This window comes from Streptomyces sp. NPDC003456, assembly GCF_042878735.1.
In the GTDB taxonomy this organism is placed as follows: domain Bacteria; phylum Actinomycetota; class Actinomycetes; order Streptomycetales; family Streptomycetaceae; genus Streptomyces.
Window position 1 is genome coordinate 754,329 of sequence record NZ_JBIAOK010000003.1, and the last position, 24,630, is coordinate 778,958.

Sequence of the window (24,630 nt, forward strand, 5' to 3'; positions counted from 1 at the left end):
TTCGATCGAACTCCGCCGACAGCGTACGGGGACGTCACTAGCGGGCCCGGCCGAGGGCGCGGACCAGGGCGCCGGCGTCGTCGGCGTGGAAGCGGACGACCCGCACCGCGCGGCGGCGGCCGAGGAAGGTGACGTGGGTGACCGGCTCGGTCAGTTCGAGCGTCACGGTGGTCCGCGAGCCGACCTCCAGGTCCAGCTCGCCCTCGGCCCGCTCGTGCGTCGTCCGCAGCTCCCGCCGCACCGAGGCGATCCGCTCCAGCGGCACCTCCAGGTCGACGTGGACGTAGCGCCGGATCCGCAGGGAGCCGGCGTCCGGGTCCAGCACGTGCGGACGCACCACCGCGGAGGCGTGCAGCGCGACGACCAGCACGATCGTGTACACGTCCAGGAAGAGGACCACCGCGTGCACGGTCGGCCAGTCCTCTAGCAGCACCGACATCGCCACCGTCTCGACCACGCACACGAACGCGAACCCGGCCGTCACGGGACCCTGCCCCCGCGCGTACCCGAAGCCCTGCCCGCCGGCCGGCCCCTGCCCGCGCCGGGCCGCCCACAGCACCAGGCTCCACAGCAACCGCAGCTCGTGCCCGGCCAGCCGCCGCACGGCCCTCACCGCCGCTCCTCACCGAGCAGCCGCATGGTGCGGCGTACGGCCTCCGCCTGCGCCGGGGCGAGGTCGGCGTACAGGGCGCGCAGGACGTGGTCGTCCTCGTCGACCTCCCCGGCCTGCGGGAACAGGCCGGGCGGAACGCAGCGGGCCAGCGCCCGGGCCGCCTCCTCGACCCCCGGGTCGTCCGGCTCGGCCCCGGCGAGCGCGTCGAGCAGCGCGTACGCGGCTGCCGCCCCCGCCACCGCCTCAGGAGTGCCGAGGGCCTCGCCGATCGACGCCACCATCCGCTCCCGCTCCCCGGCCGGCATGGCGGTCTCCAGGAAGGCGATGATCTCGCGGTCCTTGGCGGCCATCGGCGAGTCGGACAGATGCACGGTCCCGGCGAACAGCGCCGCCAGCTCCGGCGAGACCGGCCCCTCGGCGGGCAGCCCGCCCTCCGCCTCCAGCAGCGTCCTCAGCCGCGCCCGCCGCCCCCGGATCTCCTCCTCCTGCCGCGCCAGGTCCTCGTCCAGCTCGGTCAGCACCTCGACGAGGTCCTTGCCCTCCTCGTCGGCCAGCACGTCCCGCACCTCGGCGAGCCCCAGCCCCAGCTCGGTCAGCCGCCGGATCCGCGCCAGCACGACGGCGTGCCGCAGGGCGTACTCCCGGTACCCGTTGGCCCGCCGCTCCGGCTCGGGCAGCAGCCCCAGATGGTGGTAGTGCCGCACGGCCCGCGTGGTGACGCCGACGACCCGGGCGAGTTCTCCGATCCGCATGCCACCAGTGAAAACGCTGACGCCGCGACAAGGTCAAGACGACCACCGCGAGCACTGCGCCCGCCCCTTCGGCACATCCGTCACCCTGCCCGCACCCTTCGCCCTCGACCTGGACACCGCCGGCCTCCTCTGATCCCCTGGGGGCGGGGGGTACGACATGGGGACACCACAGGAGCGGGCCAGCTGGACCAGGGCAAGGCTGGGGCGGGACGGGCCCACACTCGACCTGCTCACCGCGTGCTTCGACCGGCACGTCTACGCGCCCCACGCGCACGAGGAGTTCACGGTCGGCGTCACCGTCGGCGGGTCCGAGCTCATCGCCTACCGCGGCGGACACATCCACTCCTTTCCCGGCTCGATCGTCGTGCTGGAGCCGGGCGAGATGCACACCGGCGGACCGGCCGCCTGCGACGGCTACGCCTACCAGGCCCTCTACGCCGGGACCGCCCTGCTCCGCGACGGCACCCTCGGCGGCCTGCCGCACTTCCGCGACCCCGTCCTGCACGACCCGGAGCTCGCCGCCGCCCTGCGCGCCGCGCACACCGACATCAGCGCTTGCCCCGACCCTCTCGAAGCCGAGTCGCGGCTGCCGTGGCTCCTCACGGCCCTGGCCCGCCGCCACTCCACCGCGCGCGCCGCGAGCGACACCGTGCCCGGCGCCGCCGCCATCGCCAGGACCGTCCGCGACCGCCTCGCCGACGAGGTCCTCGACCCGCCGTCCCTGGCCGCCCTCGCCACCGACCTGGGCCTGTCCCGCTACCAGCTGCTGCGCGCCTTCCGCACGACGGTGGGCGTCCCGCCGTACGCCTGGCTCGCCCAGCACCGGGTGGCCCGGGCCCGGGGGCTGCTGGAGACCGGCCTGCGCCCGGCCGAGGTCGCGCCGCTCGTGGGCTTCGCCGACCAGGCGCACCTCACCCGCTGGTTCCGCCGGGTGCTGGGCGTGACCCCGGCGGCGTACCGCAACAGCGTTCAAGACACGCCCCGGTGACGCGGCCGAGAATCGCCGCATGACTGCACGCGGCTGGTTCCTGTTCTCCCTGATGGGAGTGGTCTGGGGCATCCCCTACCTGATGATCAAGGTGGCGGTGGACGACCTGTCCCCGTCCGTGGTGGTGTTCGCGCGGTGCGCGCTCGGCGCCGCGCTCCTGCTGCCGTTCGCCCTGCGCCAGGGGGGACTCGGCCTGACCGTGCGCAGGCACTGGAAGCCGATGCTGGCCTTCGCCGTCATCGAGATCATCGGCCCCTGGTGGACCCTGACGGACGCCGAACGCCACCTGTCCAGCTCCACCGCCGGGCTCCTCATCGCGGGCGTGCCGATCGTCGCCCTCCTCATGGCCCGCTTCTTCGGCGCGGGGGAGCCGGTGGGGGCCCGCCGCATCGCGGGGCTCGCCCTCGGCCTGGCGGGCGTCGCCGTCCTGACCCTGCCGCACCTCACCGGCGGCGACGCCCGCTCCCTGGCCGAGGTGCTGGTGACGGTCGTCGGCTACGCCACCGCCCCCCTGATCGCCGCCCGGCACCTCAAGGACGTGCCGACGCTGCAACTGATCACGCCCTGCCTGGCGCTGGCGGCCGTCGTCTACGCACCGGCCGCCTTCCTCACCCGGCCCGACACGATGCCCTCGGGCGAGGTCCTGGCGGCGCTCGCCGGCCTCGGCGCCGTCTGCACGGCGGTGGCGTTCGTGGCGTTCCTCGAGCTGATCAAGGAGATCGGCCCGACCCGGGCCGGAGTGATCACCTACGTCAACCCGGCGGTGGCGGTCGCCGCGGGCGCGGTGCTCCTGGGCGAGGAGCTGACGGTCGGCATCGGTGTCGCCTTCACGCTGATCCTGGCGGGCTCGGTCCTGGCGACGGCCGCGGCGCCGAAGCGGGACGTGCCCCGGGTACCATGGTCGGCACGGCAGACGAGCCGGGCGGACGGCCGCGTGGAGTCCCCGTGAGGGGGCTTCCCGAGGAACGTCCGGGCTCCACAGGGCAGGGTGGTGGCTAACGGCCACCCGGGGTGACCCGCGGGACAGTGCCACAGAAAGCAGACCGCCGGGGACCTCGGTCCTCGGTAAGGGTGAAACGGTGGTGTAAGAGACCACCAGTGCCCAGGGTGACCTGGGCAGCTAGGTAAACCCCACCCGGAGCAAGGTCAAGAGGAGCCGCTGTGAAAGGCGGCTCTGCGCGGACGTTCGAGGGCTGCCCGCCCGAGTCCGCGGGTAGACCGCACGAGGCCGGCGGCAACGCCGGCCCTAGATGGATGGCCGTCGCCGGCGGGACCGCGAGGACCCGCCGGAACAGAACCCGGCGTACAGCCCGACTCGTCTGCCGCCACTGTTGTGACGTGAGCCGCCGCTCGACTGAGATCGCGGCTCACTTGCAGGCAGTCGGACCTGGGTTCATCCCGTCTGTGTAGTCGTGAAGCGGACGGCCTCGCGGAGCGAAGTTGTTGCGCCGTCCAAGTCCGCCAACCGAGCCGCAAGCGTCGCCTCTGCCAGACGGGGTGGAAGAGCCGCACTGAACTTCAGCCCGGCCAGTGCGCGCGGGGCAACGGTCGGGAGACACAGGTGGTCGGACGCTCCTGCGGTTGCCCGCTTCCAGTCCTGTGGCGTGATGTCCTCACGCAGCCGCACGTATGCGTCGGTGGGGCGTTGGAGGGGGTCCGAAATGGTGGACAGCGTGGCGGCCAGAGTGGCGTTGGCTCGGTAGCCGGCCCATGTCCACCACCGCACATTGGTGTCGTGGCCTCCTCGCGTGATGACGGTGCCGTTGCGGTACACCACCTCCGCGTTCTCATCACGCACGCGAGCGAGAGTGCTTTCGGCGCGGCGTGTGAGCCTGACCGGAGGGGTCGAACCGAGCAGGATGTCGCGGGCCGCCCGCGTCAGCTCGTACGAGGAGGTCCGGGCCAGACCGATGCCGCCCCAGCGAGCCCGGCCACCGCTTTCCACGGGTTCGACGAAACAGCGGCGGCGTGACCAGTCGATGTACGTCACCTGCCAGCTGCGCCCGGCAAGCAGCAGTCGGCGAGGGCCGACGACCTCGTCGGTGAGCAGCGCGGGATCGGTCGTACCGATCTCGGTACGGCCGGACAGCACGGTGAACTCGGGCGCGGCTGTGAAGACCGCGGTGAGGTCCATGAAGTGCCGATAGCCGAAGCGTTGTTCGGCCTCGGGGCCGATGAACAACAGCTCGCCGTCCCGGTCCAGATAGCCCTGCTCGACCAGATGACGCACGATCGGCTCGGCGGAAGGGCCGAAGGGGCCGAGTCCTCCCCACCACTGCTGCCACAGCCGGTCGCCGACCCGGTGCTCCTGGAGGCAGAGAGCCAGCACCTGTTGCGCTGCGATGTGCCGTGGCTCCGGAGGAGGAACGACCGCCTCCACCCAGCCGCGCGACCAGAGCAGCAGAAGTGCCGACGCGGACAACAGGCCGGCGTCGTCGGTGGTGAGGAACAGGCAGTTGCGGCTGGATCCGGGGCGTCGGCCGGTGCGGCCCAGGCGCTGCAGGAATGAGGCCACGGTGCTGGGAGCATCGATCTGGATGACCCGGTCGAGGTCACCGACGTCGATGCCCAGTTCCAGGGTGCTCGTGGAGACGATCACGCAGTCGCGAGCTTCTGCGAAGGCTTCTTCTGCTCGCCGCCGCTCATCTGCGGACAGCGAGGCGTGGGAGAGGAACGTGGTCACACCCTTCACGCGCAGTGCTGCGCCAAGTTCCTCGACTTGCTTACGCGACTCGCAGAACACAAGTCGTTTCTCTCCCCTGTGCAGTGCCGCGATCACCGTGGCGGCGTTGGCCAGAGACCCGACATAGTCCAGCTGGATCTCCCCGGGGGGCGGAAGCTTCGGGGCGCTTTCCCGCAGATGCGGGGCCACTACCCGTGCCGCACGCTGCCCGGACTTCGCCCCCTGCAGCCAGGCGAGCAACTCCTCCGGGTTACCCACGGTCGCGGAGAGGCCCACGCGCTGCACCGGGCGTCCGGCCACCCGTTCCAGCCGTTCCAGCACGGCCAGCAGGTGCCACCCTCGGTCGTCGCCTGCGAAAGCATGTACCTCGTCCACGACGATCGCCCGCAGCCCGGAGAAGAACGCCCGATGATCGACCTTTGTGCTGACCAGCATGGCCTCGAGGGACTCGGGGGTGGTCAGCAATACATCTGGCCGTTCACGCAGGATGCGCTTGCGGCGCGAGTGCGTCACGTCACCGTGCCAGAGCGCGGCGGCGCGTCCGAGCCAGGAGGTGTACGTCTCCAGTCGGGGCAGCAGGTTGTTGAGCAGAGCTTTCAGCGGGCAGACGTAGAGGACCGAGGTGCCGTCCCACGTTTCCTTCGCCATCCGTGACAGCAGGGGAAAACACGCGGCCTCGGTCTTCCCTCCGGCGGTGGGAGCGATCAGTACGGCGTCCGCGCCTTCGGACAGAGGGGTGATCGCCTCTTCCTGGAGTGGCCTCAGGTCGGGCCATTCCAAGGTGTTCACGATGTGGTGAACCAACCCAGGGTGAAGCAGGTCCATCGGGTCGGGCGCGGCTTCGATCACGGGAGGTCCAGTTCGACATCGTCGGCGCTGTCGACCGCCGCGGCGTTGCGCTCTACCTCGGTCAGCTCCGAAGTGCTCACGGTGAGCGCATAGTGCTCGCGCGGATCGAAGTCGTCGAACTGGTCTACACGGTCAAGGACATCGCCTACGAGCTTCTTGAGGAACAGGCGTGGTGCGATCCCCACCTTGCCCCCCAGCGCCCCTCCGACGGCCTTGGCCAGGTCGGCGACATAGGCGTCGTCCGCGACTTCCCTGATGCGCTCGGAGGCGGGTGAACCTGATGCGTACAGGTCCCGGATCGTCCTCCCCAGACCGATCAGCGAGTCCTGGGTGAACCCAGGTAGCCGGAGCTGCACAGCACGCGGGTTGTCGAAGCGCGGGTCGGTGGTGAAGTCGGTGGCCAGCCGCTGGGCGAGCGGAGCCAGACGCTGCACGCCCTGCCGACCGTCGAAGAACGCCGGTGTGCCCGTGATCAGCAGATAGAGACCGGGGAAACGTCCGGAGTGCACCTCGTCGATGAGCTGACGCAGCGCGTTCAGCGCCTTGTCACGGGCATCGGAGCGGACCCGCTGCAGGGTCTCGACCTCATCCAGGACGACGAGCAGCCCCGAGTGACCCGAGTCACGCAGCACGGTGAGCAGTCCCTGCAGGAAGCCGAGAGCACCGAAGTGATCGAGGTCGCCACGCACGCCAGCGGCCCTGCGGGCAGCGGCGGCCACGTGCGGCTGCCCGCCCAGCCAGGCCATGACGGCCGAGGCGGTGGCCTCGTCGCCGGCCTCGACCGCGGCACGGTAGCCCCGCAGGGCTGTTGCGAACGACGGGGCATGCCGGGACACCTCCGTGAGGCGGGCTGTCATCAGCTGTTCGACCCTGCCGGGCAGTTCCTCCTCGAGAGCTCCGGCGGCGAGGGCGTCCTCTTCAAGGGCGTAGAACCACGCATCCACGACCGGCCGGAGCGCGCTCGGTGGGAACCCGGGTGTGGCCAGCCGCTCGGTGAGGCGACGGTAAACGGTCTCGAGCCTGTGCAGCGGGGTTTCGGTTTCCGAGATCTGGATCTCGGCGACAGCGAAGTTACGCCGCTTGGCACGCTCACCGAGCCACCGTGCGAAGAACGTCTTGCCGGACCCGTATTCGCCTCGCACCGCCTTGAACACCGAGGCTCCCGACCCGACTGCGTCGAGTTCCGTGTCGAGCGCGGTACCGAACCGGTCGAGGCCGGTCGCCAGCAGATCCAGTCCGCTTTCCGGAACGGCTCCTCGGCGCAGGGCGTCGATCACGCCACGGCGCCGAGCAGCACTCACAGGTCCGCTTCCCTCAGGGCTGTCTTTCCTCACCCGGACAGTCTCCCATTTTGACCCGGACCCGGACCTTCTGGCTCCTGGAACCGTCCGCCGCCACCTTGACTGTCCGCAACCACGTTGATGCAATTGCAGGTTCACCACCGGTGACTGGTGGCGACTTACCGTTCACGTTCAACACGGGAAGACACAGCGTGGCACTCGACAGTCTGAAACTCAGCGACGCGCTCGCCGACGTCGCTTCCGGCGCCTTACAGCTCCCCGACTTCCAGCGTGAGTGGAAGTGGGACGACGAGCGGATTAGGGCCCTCATCGCGACGGTGACGCTCGACTATCCGCTGGGCGTGGTGATGGCGCTGCAGACCAACGGCACCTCACCGTTCCGCACCCGGACACTCAAGGGCGCCGAGGACGCGCAGGCCAGGGTGCCGGATCTCCTGCTGCTCGACGGTCAGCAGCGGCTGACCTCCCTCTTCCAGGCCCTGCATCGAGATCGGCCGGTCGAGACAGTGGACGCCCGGGGCAAGGAACTGAGGCGCTGGTACTACATCGACATCGCCAAGTCCATCGGGTCGCCGGCCGACCGTGACGACGCCATCGTGTCCGTGCCCGAGGACCGGATCCTGAAGACCGGCTTCAATCGCAGGGACACCATCGACCTGACAAGCGTCGAGGGGGAGTGCGCCGCCGGCTACTTCCCGCTCCATTTCGTCTTCGACACCCAGCGTGTGAACGCCTGGCACCAGGAGTTCGTGAAGGTCGATGTCACGAACTGGGGGCTCTGGGGACAGTTCCAGCAGTACGTGCTCAGCCGCATGCAGTCGTTCCAGGTGCCGATGATCAAGCTCGCGGCCTCTACGACCATGGACGCGGTCTGTGCCGTGTTCGAGCGGGTGAACACCGGCGGTGTGCCGCTCAACGTCTTCGAACTGCTGACGGCCACCTATGCGGGCAACCAGGAGTACGTGGCCCGGCACGGCGACTACTTCAAACTGCCGGACGTATGGCTGGACATCAAGAAGGGCCTGACGGCGTCGTACCCCGTGTTCGGGCGCATGGAGGCCGGCGTCGAGGACGGGCTCAGCAGCAGTGACTTCCTCCAGGCGGTGGCACTCGTCAGGACCTGGGAGCGCAAACGGCAGGAGCCGCGTGCCGCGGTCTCCTGTAAGCGCCGTGACCTGCTGGAACTGCCGCTCGCCGACTTCAGTTCGCTCGCTCCGCGCGTGGCCGAGGCCTTCGAGTGGGTGGGGGCTTTCCTGGAGCGGCAGTGCATCGTGCGGGCCCCCGACCTGCCGTATCGCACTCAGCTCGTTCCGCTGGCCGCCGTTCGGACCATCCTGGGCGACGAGACCGACACCGAGGCGGCCGATGAACTGCTCACCCAGTGGTACTGGTGCGGTGTGCTCGGCGAGATGTACGGCGGTTCGACGGAGAGCCGCTTCACCCGCGATGTGGAACAACTCGTCGAACGTCTGCGGGGCAACGCCGAGGTTATCCCGGACACCATCGCCGAGGCAGCCTTCCTGGACGACCGGCTGGACACCCTGAGTACCCGCAACAGTGCCGCTTACAAGGGGATTTACGCCCTTCTCGTCAAGCAGGGCGCGGTGGACTGGTACTTCACCGAGGCACCCCTGAACGCGGCGCGCCTGGCCGAGTACAGCGTGGAGGTCCGTCAGATCTTTCCCAAGCCGTGGATCGACAAGAACCACCGGGCCTATAGCAACAGAGCGAACTCGATCATCAACAAGACACCTCTGTCGCTCCGGGCCAGCAAGAGCATGACCGGATCTCCCGCCGGATATCTCAAGACGCTCACCCTCGAATCGGGCATGCGCCCCGAGTGGTTCGACGACGTCATCGGCACTCACCTCATCGACCCGGCGACGCTGCACTCGGGTGACTTCGAGCAGTTCTACGCGAGCAGGTCCAAGCAGTTGCTGGAACTGGTCATGTCAGCCATGGGCAAGCGCACCGTCTTCCGCGACACGAAGGCCGGGTGACGCGGTCGTGCTCCGGAACCCCTCTGATGACGAACTGCTGGCGCTCAAAGGCCGCCGCATGCCCCTCGTCGAACTCCTGACATGCTTCAACACCCGATTCCGCAACGACCAGGCGATCCTGGTCATCGAGCAGAGACTGAAGGAACTCGGTCTTGCGACCCTGCCGTACTTCGCCACCTGCGGCAGCCAGTCCGAGATCCACATCGTTGCACAGGAATCCGCAGCAGCGGAGCAGGGGGACACGGCCGAGGAGGAGCAGGAGGACGAGGCCGGGCTGCTGCCCGGTGCGCTGCCCACGCAGCCGTTCCGGATCGGCGACCTGCCGTGTGCCCACGCCGGGGTCGACTCGATCACACCCGCCTCGGACCTCACCGAGGCGACGTACATCATGCACACGAAGAACTACTCCCAGGTTCCGGTCCTGGAGGACCGGTACACGGTGTCCGGCGTCGTCACCTGGCGCTCGGTGGCCAAGATGTATGCCACTGGCGCGAACGCGGCGCTGGCCAACGCGATCGTGGAGGACCCGCCGGTCGCCCACGCCCACGACGACTTCTTCGCCATGCTCCCCAACGTCTGCGAGCACGGATACGTGCTGGTGAGAGCCCATAACGGCCGCATCAGCGGCATTGTCACCGCTGCGGACATCACCCAGCGTTTCGACGCGACCGCATGGCCGTTCTTCGTCATCGGCGAGATCGAGTTCAGGCTGCGTAAGTGCCTTGGCGCGAAGCTCGATGAGGACGCCATCCGTGCCGTCCAGGCCAACGACAGGAAAACGGGGAAGATCGCCGACCTCATGTTCGGCCAGTACGTGATGCTGCTCGACGGTGATCAGCGCACCAGGCAGGGAAACCGCAGAGAGGCGCTGTGCACCGCGGCCGACCAGAACTGGCAGACCCTGGGCTGGACCGGGGTGAACCGCGTTCAATTCGTGCACCAGCTCGATCGGGTGCGCGATATCCGCAACCAGATCGCTCATTTCCGGCCCGAGCCGCTGGCGCCGCAGCGGAGCGAGGAGTTGCGCCAGTTCGTGATGTTGCTGCGGCAGCTCACCTGACGCTCGGTGGAGCCGGCCCCGGTCACCACCGGGGTCGGCTTCACCGTTCCGCCTCAGCTCAACTCGAACTGATCTCGCAGCAGTCCGATGTGCAACCGAAGGGTCCGCCCGTCCGGCAGTGTCTCCAGCACCTGGACACCGTCGTGATTGAGCAACTGCCGCAGCACGGCGGCGAAGCCGTCGGCCGGTCGGCTCGCGGGGAGTCCGACGCGCTGGGCGAGAGCGGTCATCGGCAGGGTGCCGCCCGAGTCCAGCAGAGCGTGTACGGCCTTTTCCACCCGAGCGAGGTCCGGTTTACGGGCCAACAGCTGCACCTGAGCCGTAAAGACCTCGGACGTCAGGAGGGCGTCGACCAAGGCATCCTCCGGAGACACAGTGGCTGCGGAAAGCAGAGCACCGTCCTCGGATGTCGAGGGAACCAACGCCACATCGAACAGTGCCTCGTGGCTCTTGGCGAGTTCCGCCTGGCTCTTGGCCTTCTTGGGCGATTTCTTCGGGCTAGGTGCTGAGACCACGGCGGCGTGTGCCCGTGGCGGCTGCTTCTCCCCCTGCTGTGTCAGTGACCACCAGGTCGGCCGCTGGTCGCCCAGCTCCCTCCAGCCGCTCGGCGGCTTCGCCCCGAAGGGCAGCAACGCCAGCACCGGGATGGCGAACTCGGCCAGCGATACGCCGCCGTGATAGCCGGCCTTGCGAGACGTGTATCGGGAGTCGGCGTCCCACAGGGCAACGATCTCGCTCTCCGGCTCCGGGTCGAGAACCCGAGGACCCGTCAGCACGATCTCCTGCTCCGAGAGCGGTCCGCCGGGGGCACGGTGCCGGGCGGACCGCACGTCCTCGGCGTCGACCCGCGCCGCCCGCCGGTCGATGACGTGTCCGTGGTCACTGGTGATGATCACCGCACGTCCCTGGTCCGCGGCAGACCGGAGAAGTGCTCGCAGCCCCCCTATGTCGGACAGCCGCCAGGCACCGTCGCCGAGCTTCTGCTCGGAGGCCAGCCGGTCGTCCACGGTGTTGAGGACCACCGCCACATGCGTACGGTCGCCGACGAGTGCGTCGTGCAGTTCGGGCCCGAACGGCTCGCCGCTGCTCTCGGCGCGCAGGTCGTCCTTGTGGAAGACCGCCACGTCCTCTCCGCCCCAGAAGCGGTGAGCGGGGAACAGCCTCTTCTCGTCGGCCTGCGTGCCCTTCATCAGGCGCGCGGCGAAGAGAGAGGTCCGTGACACGGCCGTGATGGTGGGGAGCGCTGCTGCCATCGCGCGGCGCCGTGGGGTGCCCTTCGCTCCCGGCAACGGGTCGTACTCGACCCAGTGGTCGCGCAGGTGCTCGCCGAGCTCGGCGGCGATGGCGGCACTCATCCCGTCGAGCACGAGGAGCAGTACTTTCCGCTCTCCGGCCTTCACCACCGGGGCGACGACCTCGGGCAGGAACGTCTCCACGGCCAGCATCGAGCCGGGTCCACGGTCGGTCGCCGACCGTGCGGCAAGCACCTGGGCGAAGTGCCGGTCGATCTCGCGCCGACGCTCGCGCGCGGAGGCACACAGAATGTCGTACGCGGACCGCAGCGCCGGATCGGGATCGCCTCCCGACTCGATGTGTTCCAGCGCCAGGTCCACCCAGCCCGTCTCGGTGACGTGACGGGCAATGGCATCCGCCACCGTGTCGGTCTCCACCGGCGGGTCGGTCGCGAGCCAACCTGTCAGCCGCTGCGCCATGCGCACCCGCTCGATACGGATGTTGTTGTCGGGATCCCGGGCGAGCCGATGTTCGCTGAGGGCCTTCACCGCGGGCGGGATGCGCTCGGGGGCGCCACTCGACAGCGCCTCGCCGGCAGCCGTGAAACGTGCTTCAAGTCCTGCCGCCAGTACGGGACTCGTCCCTGCCGCCCGTTCCGCTCCGAACTGGCGCGCCAGGGCGGCCGCCCGGTCGAGCACGGAGCCGGTCAGCCGCCTGGCCTCTGCCGCCGACTCGTCGCTGTCCGATCGTCCCGTCAGCAGCAGGGCGGAGACGAATTCCTCGCAGGAGCGTCCGAAGGCCGCCGCCAGGGCGTCCAGGTGCTCACCCTCGGCGGGCGGCTCCTCTCCGAACCAGCGCTCGGCCCGCCCCCGGGCCCGGTAGTCCTCCGCGTCCGCCGTGGCGTCGGCGTGTCTCCACAGCGCAGCGCAGACCAGTCCGAACGCGACGGCGTCCGGCCCGTGCTCCGCCGTCACGAGGGCGAGCAGGGCCTGCCCCGCGCGTCCGGCCTGCTCCTCTTCACCGAGGAACTGCACGAGTCCCGCTCGCTCGGGCGCTCGCAGCGCCAGGAGCCGTTCAGGACCACCAGGCACGAGGGACCATCGCAGGAGGGTGTGGATGTCCAGCTCGTCACCACCGCCCGCTGTGGCGCGGGAGGTCTCGGCGTCCGGGTCGTAGCGGCCGATTCCCAGCCTGCGCAGGGCGAGCGACGTCAGTGCCTCGCGCCGCGACAGCACACCGCCCGCCAGCTTCGGCCATCCGCCGTGCGGCGGAGCGGCGTCCAGCAGCGCCTCGGCAGCCCAGTTCTCCTCGAACAGCCGGTGGTCCGAGCGGCTCGCACCGAACGCCTCCCGTACGACGTCCCAGGTGTCGACGGCGTTGACCCGCTGCCGGTGCACCTTGGCCAGCAGATCGGGCCCGAGCTCCGCCTCCTCGCGATCGGTGAGTACCACCAGTACATCGGGCCCGCTGGCCGACGGCTTCTGGTGCGCGAGGAGCAACTCGTACACGCCCAGAGGAGAGGGCGCCGCCGCGACCTTGGCCCGCCGCTGCTCACCCCAGGGCAGCTCGTCAGGGCCGTCCCAGGAGGGCGCGGCACGCAGCAGTACGACCCGGCGCTTGCCCGGCCCGAGACCGGGCTGCGATGCCAGGTACTGGGTGATGGTCGCGGCGTTGAGCCGCACTGCGCTGGTCGTAGTCACGGCCGCCGCACTCACTGTTCCCACACCTTCTTCGCTCGCCGCATACCGCTCACTCCACGACTCGCCAGCTGATCTCGATCTCCGCGTCCGGCTCGGCAGCGGCCAGTTCGGCCAGTTCGGCCCTCAGCTGGGCCAGCGCACGGGAAGCCGTGGTCCGGCCCCCGCCCGAGCGCCGTCCCGCACGTCGTCCGCTGTCGGCGCCCGGGTGGGTGGAGGGCACGGGCGGCTGGCCGGTGCCGGTGTTCAGGCTGATCGCGTCGGGCTTGGTGAGAGGTTCGGTCTGCGTGGGCGCGGCGTATGCCCTGCGCGGGTCGGGGGTGTGTGCCTGGCTGCGCTCGATGACGGCGACGATGGACCGCCGTGCCTCCCGCAGCGCCTCCTTGAGGTCCTTGGTGCGCTGATCGACACGCGCCGCGCCGCGCAACTCCTCCAGCACTGCCTCGCCCTGCGGCCCGTAGTTGGGCGCGAGCTTGAGCATGTCCCAGGCCGCGGTGGCCAAGGCGGCCGCGACGGCCTCGGCCTGCTTGATCGACGCACCGTAGCGGCTCGTCGGCACGTCGCCGAGATCGAAGCCGGCGAAGGCGGAGATGACCTGTTTGGCCGCCGCGGAACCGCCGGCCGCGCCCTGATCCAGCCCGCGCAGTTCGTCCAGCAGGTCCCGGGCCCGCCGGGCGATCGCCAGCCGGCCGGACTCGTCGGTGCCGTCCAGGCCGAGCAGCGTCGCGTGCTTCTCCAACTGCGCCACCAGATCGGCCGCGTGCGGCTGATGCGTCCGGGCCCGCTCCGTGATCCGCCGTGCGAATTGTCCGACCATCCGGCCCCTGCGGAGCCTGGGCGGCTCCTCACCGAAGATCTCCCAGTAACGGCGTCCCGCCTCCTCCCAGACGTGTTCCTCCGGCAACGGCTGAGAACGCAGGGCGTCCTGCGGCTTGATCGCCGACAGTTCGGGCGAAGGGTCGAGCAGCGCACCTGCCCGTACCCACACTCGGTCGTCCATCTCCGCGTACGACGCGATGACGAGGTGGGCGAGAAACGGCTCCAGGCCCATCGGCGCGGGACGGTCGATCCACTCGGTGAGCCGACTGACACTCAGGTCACCGGGACCGGCCTCGCCGCGTGCCTGGAGGGCGAAGTGTTCCGGCCAGCGAGTGGAGAGCCGGAAGTACGCCTCCTTCTGCTGGCCGAGCCCCAGTGGAGTGGCGACGCGCCGCATGAGGTCGCGTTCCTTGCCCGGGATCTCCGCCTGCCGGTCACCGGCTTCTGATGCGTCGCGGATGTGCCCGAACACGGTCCGCGCGTCGGCGAGTTTGACGACGGTGCCCGTGCCGTCGGGGTCGAAGTCCGGGTGCGCGGGGAACTGGTGGGCCAGCAGTTTGCCCGCCACGTGCCGGACCGCGTCATGCAGGGACTGCCCGATGGAGACACGCAGATCCGGCACGTCGGGCAGCGGTTCCAGGTGCTCGTTGAAGTCCGGGTTCACATCGCCGGGCTTCTTGGCCGCAAGGCCGTAGGCCTGCTTGAAGGCAGCCTTCACGGTCTTGGTGAGCGTCTCGCGTTGGTCTTCCAACAGCGCCTTGGCACGGGCCCGGTTGTCGGCGTTCAGGTGTTGCGCGTAGCTGGTGTCGAAGCGCCGCTGGTCGGCGAGTGCGTAGTGGATGACGACCAGCCGCTGGAAGTCCTGGAAACGGCCGGTGGACAGGTGCGTGGGAATCCACCCCACCGTCCGTGGCCGGTTGCCGGGGAGCCGACGGAGCTCCGCCATACGGTTGGCGTCCTCGCGCGGCCCGTACTCGCCCTCGTCGTACGGCAGATCGATGATCATCCGCCACAGCCCGTCCTGGCTGGGGGCGAACTCGTGGTCCTGCATGTCGTCGTGGTCGGCGATGTTGCCGAAGACGACCTCCACCGTGCGGTTCGAGCCACGCCAGACGAACTTCAGCTCGTCCGCGGTGAGGCGCTCCTGGAGCTCGATGCCCAGCTCTTCGGCGAGGAGCCGCTTGGCGAGAGAGCGGCGGTTGGCCCGGTTGTTGTTGACGTTGGCGTTGGCGATGACGGAGTCCACGTCCACGCCGGCCAGCTCGAGCCGCACGCCCGGGTTGGCCTTGGTGCCGGTGGGCTTGATCTCCGCGAAGCGCGACGCCCATTCGTCGACCTTCGACTGAATGGCGCCGACCTCGGCCCCCGGGATGGGGGAGATGACCGAGCCGTGATTGAGGGACGCGAGCCGCCGGATGGTCAGGTCCCGCAGCGCGGGCACGCTGGGCGCCAGCGCGGACAGAAGGAGCGTGCACATCAGCCGGTCGTCACCCACGAACGCCTTGCACCGCTGCAAGTGCCCCTGATCGGTGATGGTCTCGCGGCGATGGCGGTAGCGCTCGATGTCCTCCTCGGTGACGTCGTACATCGCCAGGAGGTAGGGCCGCAGCTTGGTGCGGTACAGCTTGTCCGCCGCCTGGAACTCCACCTTCAGACTGTCGACGAAGGGCCGGTCGCCCCCGTCCGCGATGACCGGGTAGAGGTCGCCCAGCGGGATGAGCTGCTCCAGCGTCGCGTCGTCGCGATGGTCGGCCAGCAGCTGGCCCATCAGCTTCAGACCGGTGCGCGAGCGCTGCAGTGCCGAGGAGATGTGTACCAGGGTGTCCATGAACGAGGGCGAGAAGGGATACGTCAGCCGGAACGACGCCTCGTCGGCACCGGTCGTCCCCTCGTCGGAGCCCAGCAGCACGTCCCACACCTGCGGCCCGACCCGCTTGATCTTCGCGAACGCCGCGTCGAGCTTGGCGGCGGCCTCCGCGTCCTTGGGCTTCAGGAGACGGGCGTGGGCGATCTGCGGGAGGTTCCGGTCCTCCAAGGTGATCTTGTCGAAGCGACCGGAGGCCAGGTTGAGGCTGTCCTGGATGGCGGTCTCGGCCGCTCCGGACACCTCCTGGCCGACCAGCTCCCGCAGATCGCGCTGCCGTGCGATGAACGACACGATCGGGATGGCGCGGCGCGAGTCGGCGCCCTCCACGAAGTTGGTGATCTTGTCTGCTTCGCGAGAGACGAACTTCTGGTCGTGGATGCGGTTGGCGAGCCAGAGGATCAGCTCGTCCATGAACAGGATCAGCCCGTCGTACTTCAGCGACTTCGCATGCTCGGCGATGACGGCGAGGCCGGCGTCGAGCGAGATGAAGCCGTGCTCGTCCTCGGCGGCGTTCTTCGCGAAGCCGGGGAACCAACTGCTGCTCGCGTCGTGCACCAGCTTGGCGCGCAGCTCGGCCGGGGTGGTCGGGTTGACCAGGTTGAGGTTGACCTCGGCGCCGTCCAGTTCCTCTGCGGCGAGAGCGGTGTCGAGGAGCGCCGGGGTCCAGGCGAAGGAGTCGCCCCACTCGTCGTCGGCATCGGCGGTATTGTCGTCGGCCGTGGCTCCGGCGAGCCCTTCGATGAACTTGTCGTCGCCCATACGGTCCCTCAGCGCGCGGATGTCCGCGAAGAGGGAGTCGGTCCGGTAGACCTGCGGAGTGGGCGCCTCGGGGTGCAGCGCCTTGACATGACTGACGTACCCGCCGAGCACCCGCTGCTCCAGGGACTTGGCCCCGAGCATGTGGTACGGCACGAGCAGGAACTTCTTCCCGTCGGTGCTCAGCCATTCGTGCTTGGCCAGCACCGGATCGAAATCGGTCCGGGCACGTGCGGCCTCGTCGCCCCGGAGCAGGGCGTGCAGCACGGCCATGAAGTGCGACTTACCGGAACCGAACGAGCCGTGGAGATACGCGGCCTTCGACGTCTGCCCGTCCAACGCGGTCTTGATCAGACTCAGCGCCTCGTCGAAGTTCTCGAGAAGGCGCTCGGTGACGACGTAGTCCCGCAGCGCCCGCTCGGCGCCCTCCTTGGTGACGGCCTCGGCCAGCTTCAGGACGAAGTCGGACGTGGAGATGGACGTCTTGATGTCGATGACATCGCGGAGGAGGGGGGCTGTGGCGGCGGTCGGTGCCATCTGTGTCTCGCGTCTCCTGTTTTCCGTGTACTACGTCTACGTCCACCGGGCAGCGCGGTGCGTCCCCCGTCGACCGGGACGGCGAGGGATGCCCAGCACCGCACGCTGCCCCGGAGGCACCGTCCGCCACTGTTCACACGAGTGGGGACGGCCTTCGATCGTATCGGGCGTGTCTGACATGGGGGAGAGAGCTCACGCAGCGGACCCCCAGGCCTCCATCAGCTGCTCGGGCCCGTACGTCGCCGCCAGCCCGTCCACCGAGAACCCGGAGCGGGACACCGCGACCAGGGGAGTGTCCTCATCGGCACCGGGTACGGCCAGGGCGTCACGGGCCAGCGCTGCCAGGGCACGACGGTCGAAGGAGCCGCGCTCGTGCCACTTGATCGAGCCGACGAACCCGATCTCGCGTGCCGGTGCCCGGTCCGCCCCCACGAGGTCGACCTCGGGATTGTTCGTACGAGGCCACCAGCCGCCCACTTCCCGCACCTGCGGCCACGTGTCGTCAGGCAGCAGTCGGGCGAGGGACTCCCGTACGACGGGTTCGATCGCCCGCCCGCGCCACGAGGTCCAACCGCGTTCGACCGCCTCGACCACGATCCGGCCGCGCCCGCGCTCGATCTCCGGGATGCCCTGCTCCAGGAAGGCGAGCCAGAAACGGAGATAGGGGTCGGCGACGCGGTAGCGGCGGTCGCGGTCTCCGGGGTGGGTGGAGAGCGGAGTGTCGACGGCGATGAGCCGCTTGTCCGCGAGGGTGCGCAGGGCGGGGGTGAGCGAGCCGGGCGGGAGCGGCCGGTCGGCCGCCCCGGCTTTCGTGGCGATCGTCCCGAAGGTCCGCTCACCACTGCCGACCACGGACAGTACGTGCCTGGCTTGGAGGGCGGTCGGGAACTCGGCGGCCAGTGCCCGCTCGGCGGAGACGAGGAGGGGGGAGGTGGGGTCGTCGAGGGCGCGGGAGAGAAAGTCGGTGCGGCTCTCGCCTTCCCGCCACTCCTGGCAGATCAGGGGCAGACCGCCGGTGATCAGGTGGGCGTCGAAGGCGTCGGCGGCCGGGAGCCCGGTCATGGCCATGACCTCGGAGGGGGAGAGGGGCGCGAGGACCATCTCGACCCCTCGCTGATGGAAGGGGCGGCCGTAGGCGGAGAGCTGCTCCATCATGGCCAGGTCGCTGCCGATGAGGATGAGCAGCACGGGCTTCCGGCTCAGCACGCGGTCCCACACGGTCTGCAGGGTGCCCTCCAGGACCGGATCGCCTTCGAGCATCCAGGGCAGCTCGTCGAGTACGACGATGCTGGGGGAGTCGTCCGGGAGTACGGCTGCGAGCTGGCGCAGGGCGGTGTCCCATTCGGCGACGGTGGTGACGCCGGCGAGGAGGGTGGTGTTGGGCAGGGAGGAGTCCCGGACCTCGGCGAGGAAGCGGGCCCGTTCCCGGTTGACGTCCTCGCCTCGGGTGGCCTGGTGGACGACGTAGGGCACCTGGGCGCGCTCACAGAAGAGATCGACGAGCCGCGACTTCCCGACGCGACGTCGGCCGCGGAGCAGCAGGGCCCGGCCGCGCTGGTCGCCTCGGCCGTCGCGGACCCAGGTGAGGTGGCGGTTCAGGGTGGCCAGCTCGGATGTACGGCCTACGAAGCCTGGCATGGGTCACCTTTCGAGCTTGCTCACGTTGAACATACTCAAGTGAACCATAGTATGGAGAAACAGAGTATTGGGTTGGTAGCCGTGAGTGATGGTAGAGGGTGCCGCAGTGAAGGGCGGACCGGCCTTGAGGTGGTTGGGTTCAGTCCAGGTGGGAGATGAATGCGTGCCAGGCGTGGGAGCCGAAGGCGATCACTGGGCCGGCGGGGCGCTTGCTGTCGCGGACGGGTATGAGGGTGGGGATACCGACGGCGATCTCAACGCACTCGTTGTTGCCGCCGCTGTAGGTGCTGCTGCGCCACTTCGCCCCCGACAGGTTCGGCGTGCTGTGGCGTGCGCTATTCATTCTCTGTGCTCCTTGGCCCTGCGTCGGATGACGACTCGGGATTCCATCGGAGAGAGCGCGGACGTGCGAGCGGCGTCGAACAGGTCTTGGTAACGGGCGACTTCCGCCTCCCGCTCCAGCCAGATGGAGCCGGTTGGGTTGTCCGCCAGCACCACATCGAGCGCTGCCTCCTCAGGGAAACCCAGTACTACGTACGGGCCGAACATACTCGCGTGCGCTCCGCGCGAGAACGGCAGGACCTGGACGGTCACGTTGGGCTGCTCGGATGTCGTCAGGAGGTGCTCCAACTGTGCCTGCATCACCTGAGGGCCCCCGACCTGTTGGAGGAGGACGGCCTCTGACAGCACTGCCCAGAGACGCAAGGGGGAGTTGCCACCGAGTCGTTCCTGGCGGGCGAGACGAACCTGGACGAACTTTTCGATCTCGTCTGCTGTCTGCCACTGTCGTGAAGCCACCGTCACGGCACGGACGTACTCCGGGGTCTGGAGCAGGCCGGGGACCAGCTGCGCCTGGAAAGTGCGGATCTCTCCGGCCATGGCTTCCAGCGCGATGTAGTCGCGGTACGTGTCGGCAAGGACGGATCCGTACTGGTTCCACCATCCTTGCCTGCGGCGGCGGTTGGCTTTGCGGGCCAGCTCTCCCAGTCGCACACGAAGCTCAGGATCCGCCACCCCATAGGCTTGCAGCATCGCGGTCAGGTCCGGAAGGCGGACCGCCACCCGACCGTTCTCGATCCGACTGATCTTGCCCTTGGTGCAGTCGAGTGCTTCCGCTGCCTGAGCGGTGGTCAGCTCTGCGGCCTCCCGCAACCGGCGTAGCTCGTCCCCAAGTTGGCGGCCGAGCACGGTCGAGGGGTTCGGAGTGGTGCTCTTCGCAAGCATGCCAACACCTTTAGCAGAGCCGTGGATGCGTCGAGGTGGCGTTAACTCGAAAGGAGGAAGATTGAGACCATGCTAGTCGGCAACGTTGCAGATTCGGATGGTGCGCATACATCCTGGCCATGGACATCGGCGTCCCATGGCTCGGCTTGCTGTCTCTATGGGGCTCCGGCCGCGCGTCGACCCTCTGGGGGCTGCCATGGCTGAAGCAAATGAAGTCACCTTCCGGTTAACTCGTTGCCGTCGCAGCGTGCCCCGGACACGAGCGCTGGCGCATGCCGTGCTCAGCGGGTGGGGCGTTAGCCAAGACATCTTGGAGTCAGCGGAGTTGGTGCTCTCGGAATTGGTGACCAACGCGCTGCGTGTACATGTGCCGAGGGACCGGCAGGTTGGCGTACGGATCGCGAGATCGCTGGAGAACGGGCTGCTACGGCTAGAAGTCAGCGACGCGGGCTCGGGCAGGCCCGAAGTGTGGGCACCTGGTGACGACGAGACCGGCGGGCGCGGACTGTTGCTCGTGGAGGCGCTGGCTCACCGCTGGGGAGTGGACGAGCGCGCGGGTGGGATCGGCAAGACCGTGTGGGCCGAGCTGAAGGCGCCGGACATCGTGCCCGAGCCCGTCGGTCGAGAAGTCGCGGCTGTCATGGTGCGGCTTGGGCAGCGAGTGCGAGTGTTGGGTGAATGGCGCACTGTTCGTATGGTGCGCACTGAGTCGTACGCGGCTGGTGGCCTCGCGGTTGTGCTCGGACTGGACAAGGGCCCGGCGCTACGGGTGCACGCGGCCGAGCCCTTGAGTGTCCTGAATGGTGACGTGCCCTCCGTGCGGGAAGGCGGGGAGGGCACGCCGGGGTGATCAGCCCTTGGTCGGCTTCCCGGGACGCCAGGCGCGCAAGTCGTCGTCGGTCAAACCGTATTCGCCCTGCTTGGTCGCCCGGTATCCCGCGAAGAAGGCTGCGGGGGAGCCGCCGTACAGCGGGTCGAACTCGTTGTGCCACTGGTCGAGCCAGGGCTGGAGTTCGAGGAGGCCGGCGAGCAGCGGGCTCATCTGCTCGTCGGACAGCTCGTCGTGGTTCGTGAAGTACGTGCTGAGGGCCTGGGCCTGCTCACGGTGGTCCCAGCCCGCCCAGCCGAACAGGTCCGGGGTGCCGAAAATCGCACCGGTAGCGTAGGAGATGAACCGCTCCTTCGGTACGTCCAGCTTCCCGCGGGCGCGCCAGTAGGACGCCTTGAGGAAGTCGGCCGACGCGTACTTCGGCGGTACGGGGATCGAGTCCCGGATCCTCCGCTTGGAGGGTTCGTCCGGGGCTGCGTCTTCCTGGCGCTGGAGATCCCAGACGTGCTCCCAGTCGGCGCGCTTCCTCAGGCCGGTGGGCTTGTAACGCAGAGCGGCGAGGAAGGGGACGTGCTCGTTGGCGAGGAGATCCGCAACGACGGTCGCCAGCTCCTTGCGAGGGGCGTACAGCTCGGCGACGGAGACGAAATCCTCGTCGAGGGACAGAGCGGAGGTGAGCTGAGCACGGGTGAGGATGGTCGGCTGGCCGCCCTCGAACCAGAGTTCGCGGTTCTCGATCCGGTCGAGCAGCCACGAGCGCAGGGCCTTCTCCTGGAGCGCGTCCCAACCCTCGGTCGCCCAGCGGCGCTTGTACTCGGGGCGCTCGACCATGCCGATGGCGCGGGACGACTCGATGACGTCGATGCGCTTCTGGACGATGGCCTTGTATGTCTCTGACCAGTGTTCAGGGAGAGTGGTGATGGGGGTGGAGCCGTGCCGCTTGAACCACTCGTCGGACGCCTCACCCTTCTCAACCCGACGAGCCAGCACGATCTCGAAGGCCCGTTCACCGAGGGCGAGTTCAGGGACTTCAAATTCGGGGGCTCTAAGGTCCTCCGAGTGCAAGGTGTAGATGGAGTACAGCTGCCAATCCAGTTCTTCTTGTAGCGCGATCATGCGGGCTCTCGTGGAGTGCCACTTGGTGTGGGCTTCGCGAAGGGCCGCAGCGTTTGGAAGCGCTAGGGCGGAGGGCCTGGTGGCTGTTAGTTCCTGGGCAACAGCATCGAGGGCAGTTGCAACCTGGATGGGTCCCGTAGCCGGAAGCGGGAACTCGGCGAGGTTGGCTCCGTTGAACTGGTAACGATCAGACCAAGGCTGAGCGCTCACACGCGCGCCGTCATCACCCATTGGGTCGCCCCCCTTGGGGTAGCAGCGCATTTTTAGCCAGAAAGCGGCGACTGAGCTGTTAAGGATCCCGAGGATTCGCAGGTATTCTTCCTCGTTCGAACCGCTTTCGATCTTGATCACAGGTGCGGTCTGCTTAAAAACGCGTCCACCGCGATCGAGCACGAAGTGGTTGTGAGTTGCGACTTCTGCGAACGTAACAGAAAGGGGGGTGCGATATCTACTTCTGAAGAACATGGAATACTCAAACCAGGTCAAGCCGCGGGAGATTTGGGTCTTACCGAAGGCTACCCGACTGCGAAGTAGTATTCTGTATGGCCATAGTGCATGCTCAACGGAGGGAGAAGCTGTGGCCTCCAGAGTGTCCGGATTGTACGGCCAAATCGACATCGTGGCGTCGGTGACCGTGTAGTCCCGTACATCCGTTCCTTCTACAAGGTAACGCCTATGGGTGTCCTCGACTTGATGGCGGCGAAGATGGCCAGCGCCCACCATATATGCGTTGTCTTCACGCGTTACTGCCCCTGCGCCAATTTCTGTGCTTATGTCACCCAACTTATTTGCTGACTGGGAATTTAGGTGCTCTACCATTTCAAGGCCACCATCGGCGAGAATCCAAGGCTGTTTGCCGAAGTAGCGAACGCGTTCGAGGTTTTCCGATGATACCCATTCATTTGCCGACCCGGGTTTATCGATTTGGTCTACGATGGAGTTCCAAACGACTCCCTTGTCGTCGCCCTTCGGTGTCCTAGGCTCGCCTCGGATACTTCTGATGGTTCGCACTGTGTTCTCACGGAGGGCCCCTGATCGCCGCCGTCCGACGAGGATTACGGTCGGAGTTCCGTGTCCGGGGATGTATGCCCCCGACGTATCGATTACCTCCGTTAGTTCAACTTTGTGGGCGAAGTACTCTTCGATCAACTTCGTGCCGAATTCTCGTTTCATGAACGAGTTCGACGTGATTTGACCAACCATGCCATATCCGTGACCGTCCGGTGACCCGACCTTCGCTAGTTGGAAAAATCGCTCAGCGAACGGTACGGATAGAGCGTATGCCCCAGAGCAGGAGGCGTACAACTCCCGATATAGCGCGTTAAGCTGTTTATCCTTCACTGTGATGTAGGGCGGATTCCCTACGACCACGTCGTACCGCCCCTGTTCCAAGATCCCCGGATACTCATCCACGTCCTCCGTGGCATATGTGAACTCTGCCAAAGAGTCTCCAAACTCCTCACCCCCTAGCGTAAGTTCCAGCTGCCGAGCCTTGATGAGCGAGTCACCTACCGCCAATTGGATCGGCCAGTCGCACCGCCCCGCCTCCGTCAGAGTCCGCACCCCCGACGCCGCCATCGCCGCCACAAGCAACCGGAACCGCGCAATAGCCACAGCGAACGGATTGATGTCCACCCCGTGCACGGACTTCAACGCATCCCGCACCCGCTCATGCACATCCCGCCCAGGCTCCCGCTCCGCCCAGAGCCGAATCATTCGACGAAACGCACCCAGCACAAAGTGCCCCGACCCACACGTAGGGTCGATCATCTTCAGCTCGCCGAAGCGCCCGCCCAGCTCCCGCACCACCGGGTTCATCGTCCGGTCGAGGATGAACTCCTCCACGAACTCCGGAGTCTGAAGCAGTGCATACGTCTTCCGGGCCGCCTCCGACAGATCCTGGTACAGGTCACCGAGGAACCGTGTGTCCCAGCCCTCGGTACCGTCCTCGCTCAGCGAGTCGGTGAAGTCGTGAACAAGCTCCCCGTCCTCCCGCCGCTCCCGCCAGAACTCCACCAGCGCCCGCGCCCCGTCGTGCGAGATCGGGATCTGATAAAGCGGGTTGCGCCGCTTGTTGAACAGCAACTTGCCGGCCTGCCCGGAGCCCAGTTCCGCGAACGCCCGCTCCAGCCACCCTCGGTACGTCGGGTCCTGCTCCTCTTCGACGTACTGCCTGTACCGGGCCTCCGCCAGATCCCGCCGCTCGGCGTCCGGGCCCGTGAGGTACGGCTCCGGGATCAGCCGGTTGTCCTCGCAGAACCGTACGAACACCGTGCCCAGCACCCACGCCACCGCGACCTGCGTGACCCGCTCGTCCAGCCACGCGCTCCACGTCGCCCCCGTACGACTGAGCTTGAACGCCTGGTCGTACTCGGCCCTGAGCCGCCCAGCGACCGCCTCCGCCGCCCGCACCCGCTCGGCACGCTCCTCCGGCAAGTCGGCCAGCCGTTCCTCCAGCCAGGCATCCCACTTCGGGCTTCCCTTGGGATCGGCCTTCTGCAGCTTGCCGTACTCCGTGCGCAGCGGCTTCAGGACTGTCTCGCCGTCCCGTACCTGCTGGCCGAGGTCGACCTCGACCGCCTTCACCTGCTTGATCAGGTCCGTCAGCAGTGCCTTGGACTTGCGGTCGATCACTTGGTCACATCTCCTGTCGTCATCCCCACCCACA

Annotated in this window: 15 protein-coding genes, 1 other RNA gene and 1 pseudogene; 7 read left to right on the plus strand and 10 right to left on the minus strand. The window is 68.1% G+C overall.

Annotation, left to right across the window (positions count from 1 at the left end):
• Positions 1-37: 37 nt before the first annotated feature.
• On the minus strand, positions 38-613 hold the full coding sequence (locus tag ACFYWG_RS14365) for a hypothetical protein (RefSeq protein ID WP_389201442.1): 576 nt from the start codon (positions 611-613) through the stop codon (positions 38-40).
• Entirely contained in the window at positions 610-1,365 is a 756-nt protein-coding gene (locus ACFYWG_RS14370) for a MerR family transcriptional regulator (RefSeq protein WP_389201444.1), read from the minus strand. Before ACFYWG_RS14370 ends, ACFYWG_RS14365 begins: the two co-directional genes overlap by 4 nt.
• On the opposite strand from ACFYWG_RS14370, the gene ACFYWG_RS14375 reads away from it, so the two are divergent.
• The 4 genes and pseudogenes from ACFYWG_RS14375 (at position 1,364) to rnpB (ending at position 3,675) form a co-directional block, all read left to right on the plus strand.
• On the plus strand, positions 1,364-1,498 hold the full coding sequence (locus ACFYWG_RS14375; protein ID WP_376323408.1) for a hypothetical protein: 135 nt from the start codon (positions 1,364-1,366) through the stop codon (positions 1,496-1,498). The two genes, ACFYWG_RS14370 and ACFYWG_RS14375, sit on opposite strands and share 2 nt — an antisense overlap.
• 24 nt (positions 1,499-1,522) lie before the next feature.
• The gene (locus ACFYWG_RS14380) at positions 1,523-2,353 is read left to right on the plus strand and encodes an AraC family transcriptional regulator (protein WP_389201446.1); all 831 of its coding nucleotides are present in this window, start codon (positions 1,523-1,525) and stop codon (positions 2,351-2,353) included.
• A gap of 82 nt (positions 2,354-2,435) precedes the next feature.
• Positions 2,436-3,152, plus strand: a pseudogene (locus tag ACFYWG_RS14385) (DMT family transporter); the annotation flags it as partial.
• A gap of 115 nt (positions 3,153-3,267) precedes the next feature.
• Positions 3,268-3,675: RNase P RNA component class A (rnpB, locus tag ACFYWG_RS14390), an RNA gene on the plus strand.
• Positions 3,676-3,746: 71 nt separating this feature from the next.
• Here rnpB and ACFYWG_RS14395 read toward each other — a convergent pair.
• Positions 3,747-5,861: a DEAD/DEAH box helicase gene (locus tag ACFYWG_RS14395; protein WP_389201824.1), complete on the minus strand. Its 2,115-nt coding sequence runs from the start codon at positions 5,859-5,861 to the stop codon at positions 3,747-3,749.
• Positions 5,862-5,881: 20 nt separating this feature from the next.
• Complete coding sequence (brxD, locus tag ACFYWG_RS14400; protein ID WP_389201448.1) at positions 5,882-7,219, minus strand: BREX system ATP-binding protein BrxD; 1,338 nt, start codon at positions 7,217-7,219, stop codon at positions 5,882-5,884.
• Between the two features lie 158 nt (positions 7,220-7,377).
• On the opposite strand from brxD, the gene ACFYWG_RS14405 reads away from it, so the two are divergent.
• Complete coding sequence (locus tag ACFYWG_RS14405; RefSeq protein ID WP_389201451.1) at positions 7,378-9,186, plus strand: DUF262 domain-containing protein; 1,809 nt, start codon at positions 7,378-7,380, stop codon at positions 9,184-9,186.
• A 7-nt stretch (positions 9,187-9,193) separates the two neighbouring features.
• Entirely contained in the window at positions 9,194-10,246 is a 1,053-nt protein-coding gene (locus tag ACFYWG_RS14410; protein ID WP_389201453.1) for a CBS domain-containing protein, read from the plus strand.
• Between the two features lie 53 nt (positions 10,247-10,299).
• Here ACFYWG_RS14410 and pglZ read toward each other — a convergent pair whose 3' ends face one another.
• From pglZ to ACFYWG_RS14435, 5 genes are all read right to left on the minus strand, one after another.
• On the minus strand, positions 10,300-13,179 hold the full coding sequence (gene pglZ, locus ACFYWG_RS14415) for a BREX-2 system phosphatase PglZ (protein WP_389201455.1): 2,880 nt from the start codon (positions 13,177-13,179) through the stop codon (positions 10,300-10,302).
• A gap of 49 nt (positions 13,180-13,228) precedes the next feature.
• The gene (locus ACFYWG_RS14420) at positions 13,229-17,155 is read right to left on the minus strand and encodes a phage resistance protein (RefSeq protein ID WP_389201457.1); all 3,927 of its coding nucleotides are present in this window, start codon (positions 17,153-17,155) and stop codon (positions 13,229-13,231) included.
• A gap of 192 nt (positions 17,156-17,347) precedes the next feature.
• A complete protein-coding gene (locus ACFYWG_RS14425) occupies positions 17,348-18,793 on the minus strand; it encodes an ATP-binding protein (protein WP_389201459.1) in 1,446 nt (481 codons plus the stop codon).
• Positions 18,794-18,932: 139 nt separating this feature from the next.
• On the minus strand, positions 18,933-19,136 hold the full coding sequence (locus ACFYWG_RS14430; protein WP_389201461.1) for a DUF397 domain-containing protein: 204 nt from the start codon (positions 19,134-19,136) through the stop codon (positions 18,933-18,935).
• Complete coding sequence (locus ACFYWG_RS14435; protein WP_389201463.1) at positions 19,133-20,017, minus strand: helix-turn-helix domain-containing protein; 885 nt, start codon at positions 20,015-20,017, stop codon at positions 19,133-19,135. The genes ACFYWG_RS14430 and ACFYWG_RS14435 overlap by 4 nt, the downstream gene beginning before the upstream one ends.
• A 196-nt stretch (positions 20,018-20,213) precedes the next feature.
• Between ACFYWG_RS14435 and ACFYWG_RS14440 the strand changes: the two genes are divergently transcribed.
• Entirely contained in the window at positions 20,214-20,867 is a 654-nt protein-coding gene (locus tag ACFYWG_RS14440) for an ATP-binding protein (protein ID WP_389201465.1), read from the plus strand.
• On the opposite strand, the gene pglX is transcribed toward ACFYWG_RS14440, so the two are convergent.
• The gene (pglX, locus tag ACFYWG_RS14445) at positions 20,868-24,596 is read right to left on the minus strand and encodes a BREX-2 system adenine-specific DNA-methyltransferase PglX (protein ID WP_389201467.1); all 3,729 of its coding nucleotides are present in this window, start codon (positions 24,594-24,596) and stop codon (positions 20,868-20,870) included.
• Between the last annotated feature and the right edge of the window lie 34 nt (positions 24,597-24,630).

Excerpts from the sequence above, each read along its gene's own strand:
- ACFYWG_RS14435 (WP_389201463.1), bottom strand. The coding sequence starts at position 20,017 with ATGCTTGCGAAGAGCACCACTCCGAACCCCTCGACCGTGCTCGGCCGC.
- ACFYWG_RS14375 (WP_376323408.1), top strand. The coding sequence starts at position 1,364 with ATGCCACCAGTGAAAACGCTGACGCCGCGACAAGGTCAAGACGACCAC.
- ACFYWG_RS14440 (WP_389201465.1), top strand. The coding sequence starts at position 20,214 with ATGGCTGAAGCAAATGAAGTCACCTTCCGGTTAACTCGTTGCCGTCGC.
- ACFYWG_RS14370 (WP_389201444.1), bottom strand. The coding sequence starts at position 1,365 with ATGCGGATCGGAGAACTCGCCCGGGTCGTCGGCGTCACCACGCGGGCC.
- ACFYWG_RS14395 (WP_389201824.1), bottom strand. The coding sequence starts at position 5,861 with ATGGACCTGCTTCACCCTGGGTTGGTTCACCACATCGTGAACACCTTG.
- ACFYWG_RS14420 (WP_389201457.1), bottom strand. The coding sequence starts at position 17,155 with ATGGCACCGACCGCCGCCACAGCCCCCCTCCTCCGCGATGTCATCGAC.
- ACFYWG_RS14430 (WP_389201461.1), bottom strand. The coding sequence starts at position 19,136 with ATGAATAGCGCACGCCACAGCACGCCGAACCTGTCGGGGGCGAAGTGG.
- ACFYWG_RS14380 (WP_389201446.1), top strand. The coding sequence starts at position 1,523 with ATGGGGACACCACAGGAGCGGGCCAGCTGGACCAGGGCAAGGCTGGGG.
- ACFYWG_RS14425 (WP_389201459.1), bottom strand. The coding sequence starts at position 18,793 with ATGCCAGGCTTCGTAGGCCGTACATCCGAGCTGGCCACCCTGAACCGC.